The sequence below is a fragment of the Pseudomonas sp. TE6288 genome (assembly GCF_054062095.1).
Map to the genome: position 1 here is coordinate 238,910 of NZ_JBSSEW010000001.1, position 18,740 is coordinate 257,649.

The 18,740-nt window shown below is 65.1% G+C and carries 18 protein-coding genes; 6 read left to right on the plus strand and 12 right to left on the minus strand.

Annotated features, from left to right (window positions below; translation table 11 throughout):
• Positions 1-74: 74 nt before the first annotated feature.
• Entirely contained in the window at positions 75-965 is an 891-nt protein-coding gene (locus ACVWY1_RS01215; RefSeq protein WP_457377661.1) for a bile acid:sodium symporter family protein, read from the plus strand.
• Positions 966-990: 25 nt separating this feature from the next.
• Here the strand turns inward: ACVWY1_RS01215 and catA are convergent, their stop codons facing one another.
• From catA to gntR, 8 genes are all read right to left on the minus strand, one after another.
• Positions 991-1,905, minus strand: coding sequence for a catechol 1,2-dioxygenase (gene catA, locus ACVWY1_RS01220; protein ID WP_198754315.1), 915 nt, complete (start codon positions 1,903-1,905; stop codon positions 991-993).
• A 33-nt stretch (positions 1,906-1,938) separates the two neighbouring features.
• The gene (gene catC, locus ACVWY1_RS01225) at positions 1,939-2,229 is read right to left on the minus strand and encodes a muconolactone Delta-isomerase (protein ID WP_198754316.1); all 291 of its coding nucleotides are present in this window, start codon (positions 2,227-2,229) and stop codon (positions 1,939-1,941) included.
• A 16-nt stretch (positions 2,230-2,245) separates the two neighbouring features.
• A complete protein-coding gene (locus ACVWY1_RS01230; RefSeq protein ID WP_198754317.1) occupies positions 2,246-3,367 on the minus strand; it encodes a muconate cycloisomerase family protein in 1,122 nt (373 codons plus the stop codon).
• Between the two features lie 74 nt (positions 3,368-3,441).
• Positions 3,442-4,203, minus strand: coding sequence for a 1,6-dihydroxycyclohexa-2,4-diene-1-carboxylate dehydrogenase (locus ACVWY1_RS01235; protein ID WP_198754318.1), 762 nt, complete (start codon positions 4,201-4,203; stop codon positions 3,442-3,444).
• A 177-nt stretch (positions 4,204-4,380) separates the two neighbouring features.
• Complete coding sequence (gene benC, locus ACVWY1_RS01240; RefSeq protein WP_457377662.1) at positions 4,381-5,391, minus strand: benzoate 1,2-dioxygenase electron transfer component BenC; 1,011 nt, start codon at positions 5,389-5,391, stop codon at positions 4,381-4,383.
• 65 nt (positions 5,392-5,456) lie between these two features.
• Positions 5,457-5,942, minus strand: coding sequence for a benzoate 1,2-dioxygenase small subunit (gene benB, locus ACVWY1_RS01245; protein WP_277504346.1), 486 nt, complete (start codon positions 5,940-5,942; stop codon positions 5,457-5,459).
• Complete coding sequence (gene benA, locus ACVWY1_RS01250) at positions 5,939-7,297, minus strand: benzoate 1,2-dioxygenase large subunit (protein WP_457377663.1); 1,359 nt, start codon at positions 7,295-7,297, stop codon at positions 5,939-5,941. The genes benB and benA overlap by 4 nt, the downstream gene beginning before the upstream one ends.
• Positions 7,298-7,785: 488 nt before the next feature.
• Complete coding sequence (gene gntR, locus ACVWY1_RS01255) at positions 7,786-8,805, minus strand: HTH-type transcriptional regulator GntR (RefSeq protein ID WP_102685268.1); 1,020 nt, start codon at positions 8,803-8,805, stop codon at positions 7,786-7,788.
• A 207-nt stretch (positions 8,806-9,012) separates the two neighbouring features.
• On the opposite strand from gntR, the gene ACVWY1_RS01260 reads away from it, so the two are divergent.
• From ACVWY1_RS01260 to ACVWY1_RS01270, 3 genes are all read left to right on the plus strand, one after another.
• Positions 9,013-9,552 carry a gluconokinase gene (locus tag ACVWY1_RS01260; RefSeq protein ID WP_102685267.1) on the plus strand — a complete coding sequence of 180 codons (540 nt, stop codon included), beginning with the start codon at positions 9,013-9,015 and terminating at the stop codon, positions 9,550-9,552.
• 114 nt (positions 9,553-9,666) lie between these two features.
• Positions 9,667-11,019, plus strand: coding sequence for a GntP family permease (locus ACVWY1_RS01265; protein WP_038706074.1), 1,353 nt, complete (start codon positions 9,667-9,669; stop codon positions 11,017-11,019).
• Positions 11,020-11,127: 108 nt separating this feature from the next.
• Positions 11,128-11,427, plus strand: a complete 300-nt coding sequence (locus ACVWY1_RS01270; RefSeq protein WP_110699221.1) for a hypothetical protein — start codon at positions 11,128-11,130, stop codon at positions 11,425-11,427.
• Positions 11,428-11,595: 168 nt separating this feature from the next.
• Here ACVWY1_RS01270 and ACVWY1_RS01275 read toward each other — a convergent pair whose 3' ends face one another.
• From ACVWY1_RS01275 to ACVWY1_RS01290, 4 genes are all read right to left on the minus strand, one after another.
• Complete coding sequence (locus ACVWY1_RS01275; RefSeq protein ID WP_457377664.1) at positions 11,596-13,023, minus strand: sigma-54-dependent transcriptional regulator; 1,428 nt, start codon at positions 13,021-13,023, stop codon at positions 11,596-11,598.
• Positions 12,992-14,485: a sensor histidine kinase gene (locus ACVWY1_RS01280; protein WP_457377665.1), complete on the minus strand. Its 1,494-nt coding sequence runs from the start codon at positions 14,483-14,485 to the stop codon at positions 12,992-12,994. The genes ACVWY1_RS01275 and ACVWY1_RS01280 overlap by 32 nt, the downstream gene beginning before the upstream one ends.
• Positions 14,486-14,778: 293 nt before the next feature.
• A complete protein-coding gene (locus ACVWY1_RS01285) occupies positions 14,779-16,224 on the minus strand; it encodes an ATP-binding protein (protein ID WP_110699227.1) in 1,446 nt (481 codons plus the stop codon).
• A gap of 98 nt (positions 16,225-16,322) precedes the next feature.
• Positions 16,323-16,922 carry a lytic transglycosylase domain-containing protein gene (locus tag ACVWY1_RS01290; RefSeq protein WP_277504352.1) on the minus strand — a complete coding sequence of 200 codons (600 nt, stop codon included), beginning with the start codon at positions 16,920-16,922 and terminating at the stop codon, positions 16,323-16,325.
• A 186-nt stretch (positions 16,923-17,108) separates the two neighbouring features.
• Between ACVWY1_RS01290 and gspG the strand changes: the two genes are divergently transcribed.
• Positions 17,109-17,534, plus strand: coding sequence for a type II secretion system major pseudopilin GspG (gene gspG / locus ACVWY1_RS01295; RefSeq protein WP_102683924.1), 426 nt, complete (start codon positions 17,109-17,111; stop codon positions 17,532-17,534).
• Between the two features lie 11 nt (positions 17,535-17,545).
• A complete protein-coding gene (locus ACVWY1_RS01300) occupies positions 17,546-18,724 on the plus strand; it encodes a type II secretion system F family protein (protein ID WP_457377666.1) in 1,179 nt (392 codons plus the stop codon).
• Positions 18,725-18,740 lie beyond the last annotated feature (16 nt).

Consider the following 18,740-nt stretch of genomic DNA (forward strand, 5'->3'; position numbering starts at 1 on the left):
ATCGTGCAGACACGATTAGCTATCATTGCGCCCCCACCTACACTCCTCGGGATCCTTCGCCCGAGAGACCGCCCATGACCGCCTCCCCCTTGCTCACCGCCCTCCTGCCGCTGGCCCTGGGCATCATCATGCTCGGCCTGGGCTTGTCGCTGACCCTCGCCGACTTCGCCCGGGTGGTGAAGTCCCCCAAGCCGGTGGTGATCGGCCTGGCCTGCCAGATCCTGCTGCTGCCATTGGTGTGCTTCCTGATCGCCAACGGCTTTGGCCTCGAGTCGGCACTGGCGGTGGGCCTGATGCTGCTGGCCGCCTCGCCCGGCGGTACCACGGCCAACCTGTTCAGCCACCTGGCCCACGGCGACGTGGCGCTGAACATCACCCTCACCGCGGTCAACTCGCTGATCGCCATCCTCACCATGCCGCTGCTGGTGAACCTGTCGCTGATGTGGTTCATGACATCGGACCAGGCCATCCCCCTGCAATTCGCCAAGGTCATGCAGGTGTTCGCCATCGTGCTGCTGCCGGTGGCGCTGGGCATGCTGATCCGTCACTTGGCGCCGCGTTTCGCCGCGCGCATGCAGAAGCCGATGAAGATCGTCGCGGCGCTGTTCCTGGCGTTCACCATCGTCCTGGCCCTGGCCAAGGACTGGCAGACCGTGGTCGAGTACGCGCCGATCGTCGGTGGCGCCGCGTTGCTGTTCAACCTGCTCAGCCTTGGCGTGGGCTACTGGGTGCCACGCCTGTTGAACATTCCGAAACGCCAGGCGATCGCCATCGGCATGGAGATCGGCATCCACAACGGCACCCTGGCCATCGCGCTGGCCCTGAGCCCGTCGCTGCTGAACAACGCGACCATGGCGGTGCCGGCGGCGATCTACAGCCTGATCATGTTCTTCACCGCGGCAGGTTTCGGCTGGTGGGTCAGTCGCGGACAAGCACTGGAGAACACGGCAGAGCAGCCATCGTGAGTCAAGCGCTGCCCGCGAAGTGGCCTCAGGCCTGCTGCAAGGCCCGCGGCCGTGCGCTGCGCTGTTCTGCCGCGCCGCCCCGCGCCTTCTGCAGGTGGAAGTCGAAGGTCAGCTCGGCCACCCGTCCCTGCCCGCCCTCACGGAACACCACTTCGCCCACCAGCCCTTCACGGGTGGCATGGGCGAAGTCGTCCCACAGGTAACGATCACCGGCCAGGTTGATCTGCGTGGTCAGGTGCCGATGCCCCGGTGCCGAGATGAAAAAGTGGATATGGGCCGGACGCTGACCGTGGCGACCGAGCAGGTCCAGGCATTCCTGGGTCGGTCCCTGTGGGTCGCAACCGTAGCCCGACGGCACGATCGAGCGGGCACGGTAGCGACCTTCGGCGTCGGTGACAATGCGTCGCCGCAAGTTGTATGGAGACTGGCTCTGATCGAAGAACGAGTAAGTGCCACGGGTGTTGGCATGCCACAGGTCGACAGTGGCGCCGGCCAGCGGCTGGCCCAGGGGATCGAATACCTGGCCTTCGAGGAACATCACCGTGGCCACACCGTCCTCGCTGCCGTCGTCCATGCGTGCCTCGCCCTCGGCGATCGGCGCACCCGCCACATACAACGGGCCTTCGATGGTACGTGGCGTGCCGCCGAACAGGCCGGCCTGGGCGTCCTTGGCGTCCTGCAACAGGTCGAGAAAGTGCTCCAGGCCCAACCCGGCCACCAGTAGCCCTGCCTCGCCGCGTCCGCCAAGGCGGTTGAGGTAGTCGACGGCGAGCCAGAACTCATCCTCGCTGACCTCCAGGTCCTCGATCAAGCGCGCGGTGTCCTGCAACAGCCGCTGGACGATACGCTTCAAGCGCGGGCTGCCCTTGTCATTGCCGAAACCTGCGGCTTGCTCAATGAACGCCTGCACATCAGGGTTTGCTGAAATCTTCACGGTCATGGTCGGGTACCTCGAGTTGTTCGTGTATGGGTCTCAGCGGTCATCGCCGTGGATCGACGAAGGGTGACGGCACAGGCCGGCGACCTCGATGTCCATGTAGGGGAACAGCGGCAGCTGCAGCAGCGTGTCGTGCAGGGCCTCGACGCTGGCCACATCGAACACGCTGTAGTTGGCGTAGTGGCCGGCGATGCGCCACAGATGGCGCCAGATGCCCTCGCGCTGCAGGCGCTGGGCCAGTTCCTTTTCCTCGGCCTTCAATTGCGCAGCCCTGGCCTGATCCATCTCGGCGGGCAGCTTCACGGTCATCTTCACGTGGAAAAGCATGGTGTCTCTCCTCTGTCTATCGGCGGGCGAAACGCGCCAGCTGCGCCTCGTCCAAGGTCAGGCCCAGGCCGGGCGTGGCCGGTACGTGCAGTTGGAAGTCGCGGTAGGCCGGCGCCTCGCGGACGATGTCCTCGGTCAGCAGCAGCGGCCCGAACAGCTCGGTCCCCCAGCTCAAATGGTGCAGGGTCAGGAAGGCATGGGCCGAGGCCAGGGTGCCGACGGCCCCCTCGAGCATGGTCCCGCCGTACAGGGCGATGCCGGCGGCCTGCGCAATCTGGGCGGTGCGCAGCACCGCGCGGGGGCCGCCGTTCTTGGCGATCTTCAGGGCAAAGACGCTCGCCGCGCCGTCACAGGCCAGACTGAAGGCATCCTCGACGCTTTCGATGGACTCATCAGCCATGATCGGTGCCGGACTGCGCTGGTTCAGGCGAACCTGACCGGCACGATTGATGCGCGAAATGGGCTGCTCGATCAGGTCGATGCCATTCTCGCCCAGCACCTGGCAGGCGCGGATGGCCTGGGACTCGTCCCAATGCTGGTTGACGTCGACCCGCACGCTGGCGCGCTCGCCCAGTTCGCGCTTGATCGCCAGCACGTGCCGTAGATCCTGGTCGACCGGGTTGGCGCCGATCTTCAGCTTGAACACCCGATGGCGGCGGATTTCCAACATATGCTCGGCCTCGGCGATGTCCTTGGCGGTGTCGCCGCTGGCCAAGGTCCAGGCCACCTCCAGGCTGTCGCGCAGCCGTCCGCCGAGCAGTTCGGAGACCGGCAGGCCCAGGCGCTTGCCCTGAGCATCGAGCAAGGCGCTTTCGATGCCGGACTTGGCGAAGGTGTTGCCCTTGGCGAGGGTGTCGAGCCTGAGCATGGCGGCATTGATGTTGTCCGCCGACAGGCCGCGCAACGCCGGGGCCAGGTGCGCATCGATATTGGCCTTGATGCCTTCGGGGCTTTCGTAACCGTAGGCCAGGCCACCGATGGTGGTGGCCTCGCCGATGCCCTCGACCCCGTCGCTGCAATGCAGGCGCAGGATCACCAAGGTCTGGCGTTGCATCGTGTGCATGGCCAGCTTGTGCGGGCGGATGGTCGGCAGGTCGACGAGGGTCGCCTCCAGCCGGTCGATGGTAGGGCTTGGCATACCGGGCTCCAGTTCAGTCAGGGTAGGTTTCAGCGCGCCGTGGCCGGCACGGCGATAAGCGGGCCGGGCGGCGGTCATCCGAGGTCGCCACCGCCCACCGGCAAGGTCACGCCGGTGATGTACGAAGCCTCATCGGAGGCAAGGAAGAGGATCGCGCCGACCTGTTCATCCAGGGTGCCGTAGCGTTTCATCAGGCTGCTGGCGACGGTCTGCTCGACGATCTGCTGGTACCACACCCGCTCCTCACCGCTGTGCTCGGCCTCGTTGCGTGGGATGCGCCGGGTCGGCGCCTCGGTGCCGCCGGGCGCGGTGGCATTGACCCGCACGCCACGCCCGGCAGTCTCGAAGGCAAGGCAAGCGGTAAGCGCGTTGACGCCGCCCTTCGCCGCGCCGTAGGGCACGCGGTTGACCCCGCGGGTGGCGATGGACGAGACGTTGACGATGGCGCCCGAGCCGCGTTCGAGCATGTACGGCAGCGCGGCATGGCAGCACCACAGGGTGGGGAACAGCGAGCGGCGCACCTCGGCCTCGATCTGCTCGACCTGGTAATGCTCGAAGGGCTTGGCCCAGATCGTGCCGCCGACGTTGTTGATCAGGATGTCGAGCCGGCCGAAAGCCTCCACGGCGCGGGCCATGGCCTGGGCGCAGTCGGCGTGCCGCTCCAGGTCCGCGGTGAGGGTCAGCATGCCCTCGCCCGCCAGTTCGTGGACCAGCTCGGAGCGGTCCACCGCTACCACCTGCGCGCCTTCGGCCTTGAGCCGCCAGCACACGGCGCGGCCGATACCCTGGGCGGCGCCGGTGACCAGGGCGATTTTGTTGTGGAATCGGGTGTGCATGGGGTTCTCCAGTGTGAGCCTGGTTTTCCAATGATGTCGCCTGGACAGGCGGCGCGGCCTGATGGCGAGGGCTTCGCTCTCGATCGCTGGCAAGCCAGCTCCCACAGGCGTTGCGTCCGCGCTTGCAATAAAAAGAGACCACCCTCACCCGCACGATGCGAGCGGCCCCTTGAAACTTCAGGCGGCCGCGGCGAACTTCTCGTAGTAGAAGTTGGCCGGGGTGACGCCCTGGTCGCGGACGTACTGGCTGACCGCTTCGACCATTGGCGGTGGACCGCACAGGTACACATCCACGTCGCCGTCGTTGAGGTGGCACGGTTCGATGTGCTGGGTCACGTAGCCCTTGTGCGGGTACTGGCTGTCGGGGTTGGCCACGCAAGCACTGAAGGTGAAGTTGTCAATACGCGCGGCCAGTGCCTGCAGCCGCTCCAGCTCGACCAGGTCGAAGTCGTTGGTCACGCCGTACACCAGGTGCAGCGGATGCGCGCTGCCTTGCTCGGCGATCTGCTCCAGCATCGCCGTGAATGGCGCCAGCCCGGTGCCGCCCGCGAGCAGCAACAGAGGACGCTGGATCGGTCGCAAGTAGAAGCTGCCCAGCGGCCCGGCCAGGCTCAGGCTGTCGCCGGTCTTGGCCAGCTGAGTGAGGAAGTTGCTCATCAGCCCGCCCGGCACGTTGCGGATCAGGAAGCTGACTTCGCCATTCTTTTGCAGCGAGCTGAACGAATAGGCGCGGCTCTGTTCGCTGCCCGGCACCTTGAGGTTGACGTATTGCCCCGGCAGGAAGGCCAGGCGGTGCAAAGCCTCGCCCTTGAGCGACAGGGCGATGGTGCTGGCCGACAACTGGCGCAAGTCGCTGATGGCCGCATCAAAGCGGGCCTGCCCGGTCTTGCACAATTGCGACGACGCCGGGATGCGCACTACGCAGTCGCTTTCGGCGCGCATCTGGCAGGTCAGCACGTAGCCCTGGGCGATTTCATCACCGCTCAAGGCATCCTCGATAAAATTGTCGCCCAGGTCGTAGCGCCCGGACTCTGCCTTGCACTTGCAGGTGCCGCAGGCGCCGTCGCGGCAGTCCAGCGGGATGTTGATACCCTGTCGGTAGGCGGCGTCGGCCACGGTCTCATGGCCGGAGGCCTCGATGAAACGGGTGACCCCGTCCTCGAAATTCAGTGCGATCTGGTAGCTCATGGTGCACCTCGCGGGCGAGCCTGTCCGCAGCGCGCCAAGGACACACCGGCAGGCTCGGCGTTGGATCAGATGTGGTAGATGTCGATGACCTGACGTACGTAGTCGTTCTTCAAGACCACCTTCTTGGCCTTGACCAGCGGCTGCTCGCCACGCAGGTCAAGGCTGTAGAAGCTGGTGCCAAAGTAGCTGTCGGTGGTCTTGTAGCGAAAGCTCAGGGTGTGCCAGTTGAAACGCACCTGGCAGCTACCCTCGCCCACCTCGACGATCTCGATGTTGCTGAGGTTGTGGCAGGTGCGGGTGTCCGGCACCGTGGCGCTGGAGCGCTCGGTCTTGATACGGAACACTCGGTCCTCGAGGCCGCCACGGTTGCCGTACCAGATCAGCGAGATCTCGCTCTGCGGATCGCGGGTCAGCGTATCGTCGTCATCCCAGGCAGGCATCCAGAAGGTCGCGTCGGCGGCGTACAGCGCCAGCCACGCGTCCCACTGGGCGTCGTCCAGGTAGCGCGCCTCGCGGTAGAGGAAATCGCGCACGATGTCATGCAGGCTCATTGCACAGCCTCCACGGCGATCAGTCGCTGTTCGTCCTTCAGTGCCTGGATCATGCTGTCCTGCCAATACTTGTGCTGCAGCACGAACAAGCCTTCGTCCTCGGTGCGCACGCCCGACAGCAGCGGTTTCAGCGCGATCTCGCCTGCCGCCTCGTCGGCGCCTTCGATCCAGTGCTTCGCCCCTCGGGACATGTCGTTCCAACCCCTTCCGCTGCCGTAGCCGGTCTGGCAGGAACGGAATTCCTCCAGGTCGTCCGGAGTGGCCATGCCACTGACGTTGAAGAAGTCCTCGTACTGGCGGATACGCCTGGCCCGGGCGTCGGCACTTTCGCCCTTGGGCGCGATGCAGTAGATGGTGATCTCGGTCTTGTTCACCGAAATCGGCCGGGCCACTCGGATCTGCGAGCTGAACTGGTCCATCAGGTAGACGTTGGGGTACAGGCACAGGTTGCGCGAATGCTCGATCATCCAGTCGGCGCGAGCCTGGCCGAAGTCTGCGGCCACTTGCTCGCGGCGCTCGTAGGCCGGCCGATCCTCGGGGTTGGCCCAGCGGGTCCAGAGCAGCAAGTGGCCGTGCTCGAAGGAGTAGAAGCCGCCGCCCTGCTTGGCCCAGGCACCGGCGCTCATGGTCTTGATCTCGTCGCCCGCCTCGCGCTGCTTGCGCTGGGTCTGGGTAGCGGCATAGTTCCAGTGCACGGAACTGACGTGATAGCCGTCGGCGCCGTTCTCGGCGGTGAGTTTCCAGTTGCCTTCGTAGATGTAGGAGCTGGCGCCACGCAGCACTTCCAGGCCCTCAGGGGACTGGTCGACGATCATGTCGATGATCTTCGCCGACTCGCCCAGGTGCTCGATCAGCGGCTTGACGTCGGCATTCAGGCTGCCGAACAGGAAGCCCCGGTACGACTCGAAACGGGCGACCCGGGTCAGGTCGTGGGAGCCGTCGCAGTTGAAGCTGTCGGGGTAGCCGGCCTCGCCTGGGTCTTTGACCTTGAGCAGCTTGCCGCTGTTGTTGAAAGTCCAGCCGTGGAACGGGCAGGTGTAGCTGGACCGGTTGCCGCGCTTGTGCCGGCAGAGCATGGCGCCGCGGTGGCTGCAGGCGTTGAGGAAGGCGTTGAGCTCACCGTCCTTGTTACGCGCGATGAAGACCGGCTGGCGCCCCATGGTCAGGGTGAGGAAGTCGTTGTTGGCGGGGATCTGGCTTTCGTGGGCCAGGTAGATCCAGTTGCCCTCGAAGATGTGTTTCATCTCCAGGTCGAACAGGCGCGGGTCGGTGAACATCTCGCGCTTGCAGCGGTAGACGCCTTGCTCCCGGTCATCCTCGAGCAAGGCGTTGAGATAGTCGAATCCCAGGGACATGGCCAGGGCCTCCATTGTTATTGTTCAGGCCGGGTCAGATTAGGTCCGTGGGTGGGGCGCGGATATCCGGATTGTGCAGAGTGATATCCGTTTTATGCAGCGTCGCTGCGAAGTTCACTGCGTGTGTCTGCCGGCTGCCGGATATCAGTACTGGACCGGGGACTTGGCGGCGGAAGATTGAGCAGACGCAGCCGCCACTTGGTCGGGCACCGCTGGCATGGGTCGCAGCCAGTCATATACCCAATAGACGGGAGCAAGAGGCCCGTACTTGATTGCCATCCTGCCGGTTTGCTTGGCTACAGCCCACCGGTTCGACAGGTCGGGTTTTTGAGCAGCTTTACAAAGAGTTTTGCAAAGGTGGTGCCAGGTGGGTTCCCCACGCTGGCTGACAGCGCCGTCACCGACGCGGTGCCGGCACTAGTGTGGTGTTTCACAAACAACGACCATAACTCGCAGCGATTTATTGGTCGTATTTGTAAAACACCACACTAGGAACTCTCCCGCACCATCAGCTCAAAGCCCAAGTCCTGCTGCCCAGTAGCCACCCGCTTGCCATCGAGCAACGCCAGCAGCGCCTGCGCCGCGCCGCGCCCGACCGCCGCGCGCGGGGTGCGGATCGAGGTCAGGCGCGGGACCATGTGCGCCGAGGCCGGCAGGTCGTTGAAACCGACCATCGCCACCCTGCGCGGCACCTCGATGCCTTCGCGCAGGGCCTGCAGCACCGCACCCTGGGCCAGGTCGTCGTTGCAGAAGAAGATACCGTCGACATCCGGCGCCTGGGCCAGCAGGCGGCTGAACAGCGTGCCGCCCAGGCCGATGGACGAGGGTTGCGGGTCCAGCACTTCAAGCTCGGGGGCTTGCAGACCGGCCTCGGCGAGGGCCTGACGGAAGCCTTCGGCGCGCTGCATCACCCGAGGGTCGAGCTGCGCGGCGATGAACCCCAGGCGTCGGCGGCCACGCTCGATCAGGTGCCGCGCCGCGGCTCGCCCGGCCGCGTGCTGGGAGAACCCTACCGACAAGGCATCGCCCTCGCCACCCAGCTCCATCATGTGCACGCACGGTACTTGGCTCGCGGCCAGCATCTGCCGCGAGGCCTCGCTGCGCTCGAAGCCGGTGAGCAACACGCCGCACGGCTGGTAGGCCAGGTAATTGCGGATCAGGTTCTCTTCCTCGGCGACATCGTAGTGATAGTTGCCAATGAGCACCTCCAGGCCACGGGGGCGCATCACCTCGTGAATGGCCTCGAGGGTGTCGATGAACAGCTGGTTGGACAGTGAGGGGATCAACACCACCACCGACTGGCTGCGCGCCGACGCCAAGGCACGGGCGGCCGGGTTGGCGACATAGCCGAGGCTTGCCGCCGCGGCCATGACCTTCTGTGCCAGCTCCGGCGCGACGGTGCTGACGCCACGCAAGGCGCGGGAGGCGGTGATCGGGGAAACCCCGGAAAGCCTGGCGACTTCCGCCAGGGTGGGACGACCGGTAGTACGCGAGCCAGTACGGGACATGAGTATTGTAATTTTACTGCTTGCAGGAATGGGGAACGGTCACTAAGGTAGCGCTGTCTCTGGATGCAGGCAATGCAATCTTGGTAGCAGGCATGCGTTCAGCGTCCATACTGCCAAAGACAAGATCAATAACACCCGGGAGGGTGGCGCATGGTGTTCGGCTCGTCGCGACCGAGACAGCGCTATCTCACCCAGCAGGAGGTACAGATGAACCCTTCCCTGTCCGCGATCGTGGTCATGGGCGTGGCCGGCTGCGGTAAAAGCAGCGTCGGTGCTGCCATTGCCACCCGCAGCGGCGGCCGCCTGATCGAAGGCGATGCCTTCCACCCCGCCGCCAACATCGCCAAGATGAGCGCCGGCATTCCCCTGAACGACGACGACCGTGCCGGTTGGCTGGTGCGCCTGGGCGAGGAGCTGCAGGCCACTCTCGCCGCCGGTGAACGCCCGATCCTCACTTGCTCGGCCCTCAAGCGCCGCTATCGGGACACCCTGCGCCTGGCCGTGCCCGAGTTGTGCTTCGTGTTCCTCGAGCTGACCCCGCAGGAAGCCGAGAAACGCGTACTCGCGCGCCCCGGTCACTTCATGCCGGCCAGCCTGATCGACAGCCAGTTCGCAGCGCTCGAGCCGCCGCACGCAGAGCCCCTGACCCTGGCCCTGGACGCCACCCGCCCGCTGCCCACGCTGGCCGAGGACGTGCATCAGTGGCTAAAGCCTTGCGGTGAGCAGGCGTTGGCGCGGACTGCCTGACCCGGCGGTTTTTCCGGCTCACCAAAGACAGCGCTGTCTCCAGGCCTCTCAAGGCTGATTACCGCAAGACACGCGATACCAAAACAACAACGAAAAGACCGAGGTTCACGAACCATGTTCGGACTGGCTACCGATACCTTCCTGCTACTCGACGCGCTGGTCACCATCGTCGGGCTCATCCTGCTGATCACCCATTTCAAGGTCCACCCCTTCGTCGCCCTCACCATAGCCGCGGGCTTTCTCGGCCTGACCTCCGGCATGCCGGTGGCCAAGGTGATGAAGTCGTTCCAGGACGGCTTCGGCGGCGTGCTCGGCTTCGTCGGCATCGTCCTGGCCCTGGGCACCATGCTCGGCAAGCTGATGGCCGACTCCGGCGGCGCGGACCAGATCGCCCAGACCCTGATCCGCGCCTTCGGCAAGCAGAAGGTGCACTGGGCGATGATGTTCGCCGCCTTCCTGGTGGGCATCCCGCTGTTCTTCGAGATCGGCTTCGTGCTGCTGATCCCGCTGGTGTTCATCGTCGCCCGCCGCTCCGGCGTATCGCTGGTGAAGATCGGCATCCCGCTGCTGGCGGGCCTTTCGGTGGTGCACGGCCTGGTACCGCCGCACCCGGGCCCGCTGCTGGCGATCGGCATTTTCCACGCCGACATCGGCAAGACCATCTTCTATGGCCTGCTGGTGGCCCTGCCTACGGCGGTGATTGCCGGCCCCCTGTTCGGTAATTTCATTTCGCGCTACATCCCGGGCAACCCGTCCCAGGAGCTGATGGACCAGATCGCCCGCGAGTCGAACCAGCAGAACCTGCCCAGCTTCAGCGTGACCCTGATCACCGTGCTGCTACCGGTGGTGCTGATGCTGCTCAAGACCTTCGCCGACGTGGTGCTGCCGGCCGAGCACATCGTGCGTCAGTGGATGGACCTGATCGGCCACCCGATCACCGCCCTGCTCGCCGCACTGCTGCTGGCCTTCTACACCTTCGGTTCGGCCCGTGGCTTCAACCGCCAGCAGATCATGAAGATGCTCGACCAGAGCCTGGCCCCCACCGCCGCCATCGTGCTGATCGTCGGCGCTGGCGGTGGCTTCAAGCAGATGCTGGTCGACACCGGCGTGGGCAACGTGATCGGGCAGATGGCGGTGCAGGCCGAGATTTCGCCGATCATGCTGGCCTGGCTGGTGGCAGCGGTGATCCGCATCGCCACCGGCTCCGCCACGGTGGCCACCATCACCGGCGCCGGCATCGTCGCCCCGGTGATCGACCTGGTGCCGGGCGTCAACCGCGAACTGCTGGTGCTGGCCACCGGCGCCGGCTCGCTGATCCTGTCCCACGTCAACGACGCCGGCTTCTGGCTGGTCAAGCAGTACTTCAACATGACCGTGGCCGAGACGTTCAAGACCTGGAGCATGATGGAAACCATCCTCTCGGTGGTCGGCATCATCTTCATCATGCTGCTGTCGATGGTGGTGTGACCGTTGGTCGCCGTGATGGCACCTTGCTGATGGGGCCATGGCCCATATGAGAACGAGGCCCTGCGCAGGCGGGGCCGACTTCTTGTCATCGCAAAGGAGCTTGCCCGCATGAACCGTTCCTTCCTGCTTGCCGCCCTGCTCGCCTCGCCCCTGGCCTTCGCCGCCGGTACCGGCGCCACCTACCCTGACGACCCGCACAACCCGGCGCCCAAGCCCGGCGTGGACAGCACCCTCAACCCGATCGAAAAGCCCATGCCACGGGATACCGACCCGCGGATCAAAGGCAATGACCCGGACAGCCCGCCAGCCGAGCAGAACGATGATCGTGATCTGCCGGGGATGGGGGACAGCGGCTCGGAGGGGATGGGGCGTGATGGCGCAGGGTCGGGCAACGGCGGCAAGCCTTAAGCTTTGTGAAACCAGGCGTTACTCAGCACAGTAGGAAAATCCAGCCGGCTCCCACAGGGACCGCGCAATTGCTGAATTCTGCGCTGTACCTGTGGGAGCCGGCTTGCCGGCGATGGGCTGCATGGCAGCCCCACAAACGCGAAACTGACAGGCAATCAGCCCGCCCGCTCACCACTGCCGCTTGTCCGGCCGTGTCAGCCCAAGTTTTTCGATCTTGTAGCGCAGCATATCCCTCGACAACCCCAACAAACGCGCCGACTTGGTGACGTTCCAGTCGGTGCGGTCCAGGGTACGACAGACCATGTCGCGCTCCATGTCCGGCAAGCTTGCCGCTGCCGGTGGCTCGTGGCGTGGCGCCTCGAATGCCAGCACCTGCGCTGGCTGCGCCAGCGGTTCGTCGACCAGGGTCATGCACAGGTTCAGCTGGTGGGCGCCGATCACTTCGCTGGGCGCCAGCAACACCGTCTGCTCGAGCATGTTTCGCAGTTCCCGCACATTGCCCGGCCAACCGTAGCCCAGCATCAGCGCCTCGGCCTCGGCCGAGAAGCGCAGGTTGGGCTTGCCGTAGCGCCGCCCGTGGTGGGCCAGGAAATGCCGCGCCAGGCGCAGGATATCCTGCCCGCGCGCGTACAAACGCGGCACCTTGAGGGCGATGATGCGCAGGCGGAAGAACAGGTCGCGGCGGAACTTGCCCTGCTGGACCATTTGCTCGAGGTTGCAGTTGGTGGCGCTGATCACCCGCAGGTCAACCTTGCGCTCCTTGACCGCGCCGATCCGGCGGATGGTGCGGTCCTCCAGCAGTTTGAGCAGCTTGGCCTGCAGCACCAGGTCCATCTCGCCGATCTCGTCGAGGAACAGGGTGCCGCCGTCAGCCGCCTCGACCAGGCCCACGCGACGCTCCTTGGCATCGGTGAACGCGCCTTTTTCGTGGCCGAACAGTTCGGCCTCCAGCAGGTTGGCGGGAATCGAGGCGCAGTTGAACTCGATGAACGGCCCCTTGGCCCGGCTGCCGTCGAAATGCAGGGCGCGCGCCACCAGCTCCTTGCCGGTACCGGTCTCGCCCTCGACCAACACCGGCGGCAGGTCGCCGCAGGCCATGCGCCGTTCGGCATCGAGCAGCTGCTGCAAGGTGTGCTTGAGCTCTAGCATGGCCGGCGACTCGCCGATCAATGCCTGCAAACCGGACTTCTGCGCCTCGCGTTCCTGGTAGAACGACAGCGTGCGCTCCATGCGTTCGGCGGCCAGGGCCTTGTCCAGCATCAGCTTGAGCTCGGCCAGCACTACCGGCTTGGTGAGGTAGTGGAATGCGCCCTCCTTCATGGCCAGCACGGCGTCTTCGACGTTGCCGTAGCCGGTCATCATGATCACTTTGAGCTCCGGCGCCTGGGCTACCAGCGAGCGCAACAGGTCGTGGCCGCTCATGCCGGGCAGCGAATTGTCGGTCAGCACGGCGTCAGGCCGGGCGCGCTTGATCTGCTCCAGCGCCAGTTCCGCGCTGTGGCACACCGTGACCTCGAACCCTTTGAGGTTCAGGTAGGTGCGAATGTTGTCGGCAAGGATTTCATCATCCTCGACCACCAGGATGCTGTGCTCCATGGTCCCCTCCCGCTGCAATATTGAAAGTCAGGCTGACGCGGGTTCCTTCCTCTTCGCGGCTGGTCAGTTCGACCGCGCCGCCAAAGCGCTCCATGATCCTTTTGACCAGGGCCAGGCCAACACCCAGGCCGCCTTGTTTGGTGGTGAAGAACGGCTTGAACACCATGCGCCGCTGCTGCTCGCTCATGCCCTTCCCGGTATCGCTGAGCTGCAGTTGCGCCTGCTGCCCCTCCAGCTGGCGCACCTCGGCGCGCAGCTCGCCGCCTTGGGGCATGGCCTCCAGGGCGTTGGCAAACAGGCTGTTGAGGATCTGCGTCAGTTGCAACGGTTGGCTGGCCACCCATTGCGTCGCAGGCCCGACGAAGGCGAAGCGCACGTTGTTGCGCTCGATCTGCGGAGCGAAGGCCTGCCGCGCATCCTCGACGGCCGCCACCAGGTCGACCGACTCGGCTTCATCGCTGGTCGGGCGCAGCGATACCAGCAGGTCGCGGACCCAGCGCGACATGCGATCGACCTGGGTGATGATGTCACCGATGTTCTTCTGCGCCGCCGGGCTGGCGATGTCCTGGGCCAGTTCTGCGCTGGAGCGGATATTGGCCAATGGGTTGCGCAAACTGTGAGCCACCGCCGAGGACATCTCGCCCAGGGCCACATAGGTCTCGCTGGCCACCAGGCGGTCTTGCTGGTGATGCAGCAGGCTGGCGGCGCGGCGCACGATCCAGAACAGGCCGAAGTAGATCAACGCCCCTCCGACCAGGGTGGAAGCCCAGATCAGCACATAACCGCGATGGATGCGCCGCACCAGGTCATGCGGCTCCTTGTAGATCTCGACCATCGCCAGCACCTGCTCGCCCTGGCTGTCGAACAGCGGGATGTAGTTCTCGATGAACAGGTGCCGGGGCTCGCGCTGGAACTTCTGCTCTTCGCGGTCCTCGTCGGCCTTGTGATAGCTGGCCGACACCGACTTGCGCGAGCGGAAGGCGCGTTCCAGATCGTCATCTTCATCGATGCGCTTGCCGATCAGGTGCGGGTTGGTCGACCACACCACCGTGCGGTCGCGGGCATAGACATTGGCCAGCAAGGTGTCGGGCAGGTGCTCGACGTGGTCGAGGAACTCCACCCGGGTCGACTCGGCCAACTGCGGAGTGAACTGCAGGTGCTGCTGGTCGAGGCGCGGATCGAGCAACTCGCCCATGGTGATGCCCGGCGGCAGCTGCGAGTGCCGCACCTCGGCCTGGGCCATGGCCTGGATGAACTGGGCGGTGAGCATGGCGTCGCGCTCGACGCTGTCGCGCACCACGAAACGTGTCGACACATAGCCCAATCCACCGGCGACCGAGGCGATGATCAGCAGGCTGACCAGCGAGAACCAGCGCAGCAGGTTGAACTCGTGCAGCGGCGTTGCCAACCCGCTGGCGGGAGGCGCGGCCTTGTCGGGGGCACCGTTTTCGAGCGTCTGCATCGCGTCGTTCCCACCTGAACGCCGATGAGGTTCACCGGCATGCTGCTCTGCTACCGGTGGTAGCAAAGTGATTCCATCGAACCTTTGCTGAAGGTGTCAGCGCAGGCTTGCGAGAGGTCTAGCAAAAAACCAGCCAGCAACTTGAATTTATGATTTTTCTTTATAAATCATTATGTTGAAGATCATTGTTAATCTTGCTTGTTGGATAATTCCCCACTTTTGGGTGACGGTCACCCATTTTTAATAATTTCATTATAAATCAGTGTATTTGACTCAATATCTATAGCTTAAGGTTAAGTTGATGCCACCCGAAAATTCAGCAGTACCCGGGTCCCTGCCCCCTCACGACTGCTCAACCGCACCGAGCCGCCGAAGCGCTCCATGATCCTTTTCACCAGCATCAGCCCCACGCCCACGCCGCCTTGCTTGGTAGTGAAGAATGGTCGGAAGGCCATGCGCTGCTGTTGCTCGTTCATGCCCTTGCCGGTATCCGAGAGCCGCAGGCTCAGATTACGCCGATCATTGCGCACCACTTCAACACGCAGCTCGCCACCGGCCTCCATCGACTCCAGGGCGTTGGCGATCAGGCTGCTGAAGATTTGTCCGAGCAGCGCCGGCTGGCCCAGCACCTGCACGCTTGGCAGCTCAGGCAGCAGCAACCGCACGCCGCCGCGCTCCAGCGCGTGGGCAAACGCCTGCAAGCTGTCGCGCAGGCTCTGGGCTACATCCACCGCCACGGCTTCATCGCCAAGCGGGCGCAGCGATTGCAGCAGCTCACGCACCCACTGCGACATGCGGTCGACCTGGCTGATGATGTCGCTGATGTTCTTCTGCGCCGGGCCATCGTCGAAGGCCTGGGCCAGCTCGGCGCTGGAGCGGATGCTGGCCAGCGGGTTGCGCAGGCTGTGGGCCACCGCCGACGACACCTCGCCCAGGGCCACGAAGGTTTCGTTGCCGATCAGCCGCTTCTGCTGCACCGCCACCAGCCGGGCGGCGCGGCGCATGATGCCGTACAGACCGACATACACCAGGCCGGCACCCGCGGCGATGGCCAGCCAGATCAGCAGCAGGCCGTGCTCGATACGCACGATCAGATCATGGGGTTCCTTGTAGATCTCGACCATCGCCATGACGTTTTCGCCGTCGGCGTCGAACAAGGGGATGTAGTTCTCGATGAATAGCTGCTCGGGCGGGGTGACGAACTTCTGCTCGCTGCGCGCCTGCTCGAAGTTGTGGTAGCTGGCCGACACCCGCATCTTGTACTCGAATGCCCGGTCGAGGTCGTCGTCCGATTCGATCAGTTTGCCGATCAGCGCCGGGTTGCTCGACCAGATCACCGTGCGATCAGGGGCGTAGATGTTGGCCAGGAGCATGTCCGGCAGGTGCGCGATATGGTCGAGGAACTCGCCACGGGCCCGGCGCCGGGCCTCAGGGTCGACATCGGGCAAGGCATGGTCGGTGCGCGGATCAAGCAGCTCACCCATGGTCCGCACATTGGGAATCGAGACATGGCGCACTTCGGCGTCGGCGATGGAGGTGATGAACTGGGCGGTGAGCAAGGCATCGCGCTCGACGCTCTCGTCAATGATGAAGCGGCTTGAGATCAGGCCCAGGCCAACCCCCACCGACAGGATGATCGCCAGGCTGACCCAGGCGTACCAGCGCAGCAGGTCGAACGGCTTGCGCGCCTGGCCGATTTCGGCGGGCAGCAATGTGTCGGGACGGGGGGCGAGGTCCATGGCGGGCTCCGCGGCTGGGCACCTCTACAGGTTATAGCCCAGAGTTGGGGAAAGCATGGGTGAGGTGAGGCTATTGATCACGGAGAACACCTTGCTGCTCATAGCGGCGCATCCCCAGCCAGCCCGCGCAGCAGGCGATAGTCGCGCAACACATTCGGCACGTAGCGCAGGGTCTCGGCGAACGGCGGCACCACCCGTCCACGACTGAGAACCGCCTCAGGCCCCGCGTTATATGCCGCCACGGCCAACGTGATGTCGTTGTCGAACAGCGTGAGCATGCGCTTGAGGTAGCGCGCCCCTCCCTGCACGTTGGCCTGTGGATCGAGTACATCCTTGACGCCCATCTCCTTCGCCGTGTCCGGCATCAGTTGCATCAGCCCCGCCGCGCCCTTGGCCGAGCGCGCCTTGGGGTTGTAGCCGGACTCGGCCTTGATCAACGCGTGCAGCAACGCCGGGGGCACACCGTGGGCCAACGCCGCGGCCGCCACCAGGTCGGCGTAGGGTCGCCCGGTGATCAGTTGCGCATTGACCGGCCCGCCCGCTGTCGGACGTTCGCTGATGACCCGGTCGTAATGCCGGCCCGGCCGGTGCACGTTGGACAGCACGAAGCCGCCCTTGCCGTCGCTGGAGACATAGATGTCGGCTTGGGCGCCGAACGCCATCAGCCCCGCCGCCAATCCCAGGATCAGTCCTCGCATGTCGTTCGCCTCCCGCCGCAAGTAACCCAAGCGTGGCCCCCGATGTGGGGGAGATGCCCCGTTAACCCGGGCTTTTCGACTGCGACGCAAGCCGCGTGCCGCCCGCCGCAGCCCATGGCGCAAGGGCCCGGCGCAGACGTGCACGGCTGTTGCATATCAGGGATAAATGCAACGGAGGGTTTCACCATGCAACGCAGCATCCGTCCCCAACGCGGCTTCACCCTGCTCGAACTGTTGGTGGTGCTGGTGGTGCTGGGCCTGTTGGCCGGCATCGTCGCGCCCAAGTACTTCAGCCAACTGGGACGCTCCGAGGCCAAGGTTGCCCGGGCACAGATAGAGGGGTTGGGCAAGGCCCTGGACCTCTACCGCCTGGAGGTCGGCCACTACCCCAGCAGCGAGCAGGGCCTGCAAGCCCTGGTGGTCGCGCCTGGTGGCGAAGCGCGCTGGTCGGGCCCCTACCTGCAGAAGACCGTGCCACAGGACCCTTGGGGCCGCCCCTACATCTACAAACAGCCCGGCGAGAACGGCGGCGAGTACGACCTGCTGTCGATGGGCAAGGACGGCCAACCCGGTGGTGACGGTGAAAACGCCGAGATCACCAGTTGGCAATGAGGAGCCCGGCCATGCGCTATCAGCTCAAGGCCCTGGGAAGCCAGGGCGTGGTGCAATTGCAGGTGGAGGCCGAGGACAGCGACCAGGCCCGGCGCCAGGCCGAGGACCAGGGGCTGCGCGTGCTCAGCGTGCGCAGCCAGGGCCTGGCCCTGCGACGGCGCACGACGGCGTTCGACCTGATGCTGTTCAGCCAGGAGCTGGCCACCTTGCTCGGTGCCGGCCTGCCGTTGATCGATGCCCTCGAGAGCCTGGCCGAGAAAGCCCCGGGCGGCGCCACGCGCAAGACCTTGGAGCAACTGGTGCGCCAGCTCTACGAGGGGCGCTCGCTGTCCCAGGCCCTGGCCCTGCAGCCGCGGGTGTTCCCGACCCTGTACGTGGCCTTGGTGCAGTCCAGCGAACGCACCGGTGCCCTGGGCGACGCCCTCACCCGCTACATCGGCTATCGCCAGCGGCTGGATCTGGTCCGTCAGAAGCTGGTCGGTGCCTCGGTCTACCCGCTGCTGTTATTGCTGGTGGGCGGTGGCGTGGTGCTGTTCCTGCTGGGGTACGTGGTGCCCCGCTTCAGCCTGGTGTTCGAGGGGATGGGCACCGAACTGCCGTGGCTGTCGCGGGCGCTGATGCAGATCGGCCTGTTCCTGCATGCCCAGCAACTGCCCCTGGGACTGGGCATGCTTGCCGGCGTCGGCGCCCTGGTCGCCCTGCGCCGCCACCCGGCCGTGCGCCGTGGCGCCGGCCGCCTGTTGCGCCGACTGCCCGCGCTGCACCAACGCCTGATGATGTACGAGCTGGCGCGCTTCTACCGTTCGCTGGGGATTCTGCTGCAAGGCGGCATCCCCATCCTCACCGCGCTAGGCATGGCCCGCGGCCTGCTGGGCAGCACCGCGGCCGAGGGCCTGGAGCAGGCCAGTCAACGGGTCGCCGAGGGCCTGCCGTTATCCGATGCGCTGCAGGCCGGCCAACTGGTGACCCCCGTCTCGCTGCGCCTGCTGCGTGCCGGCGAACAGTCGGGCAACCTGGGTGAGATGCTTGAGCGTTGTGCCGACTTCCACGACCAGGAGATCGGGCGCTGGGTAGAGTGGTTCGTGAAATTGTTCGAGCCGTTGTTGATGACCTTTATCGGCCTGCTGATCGGGCTGATCGTGATTCTGATGTACATGCCAATTTTCGAGCTGGCATCGAGCATTCACTGATGCTCGCAAGAAAATG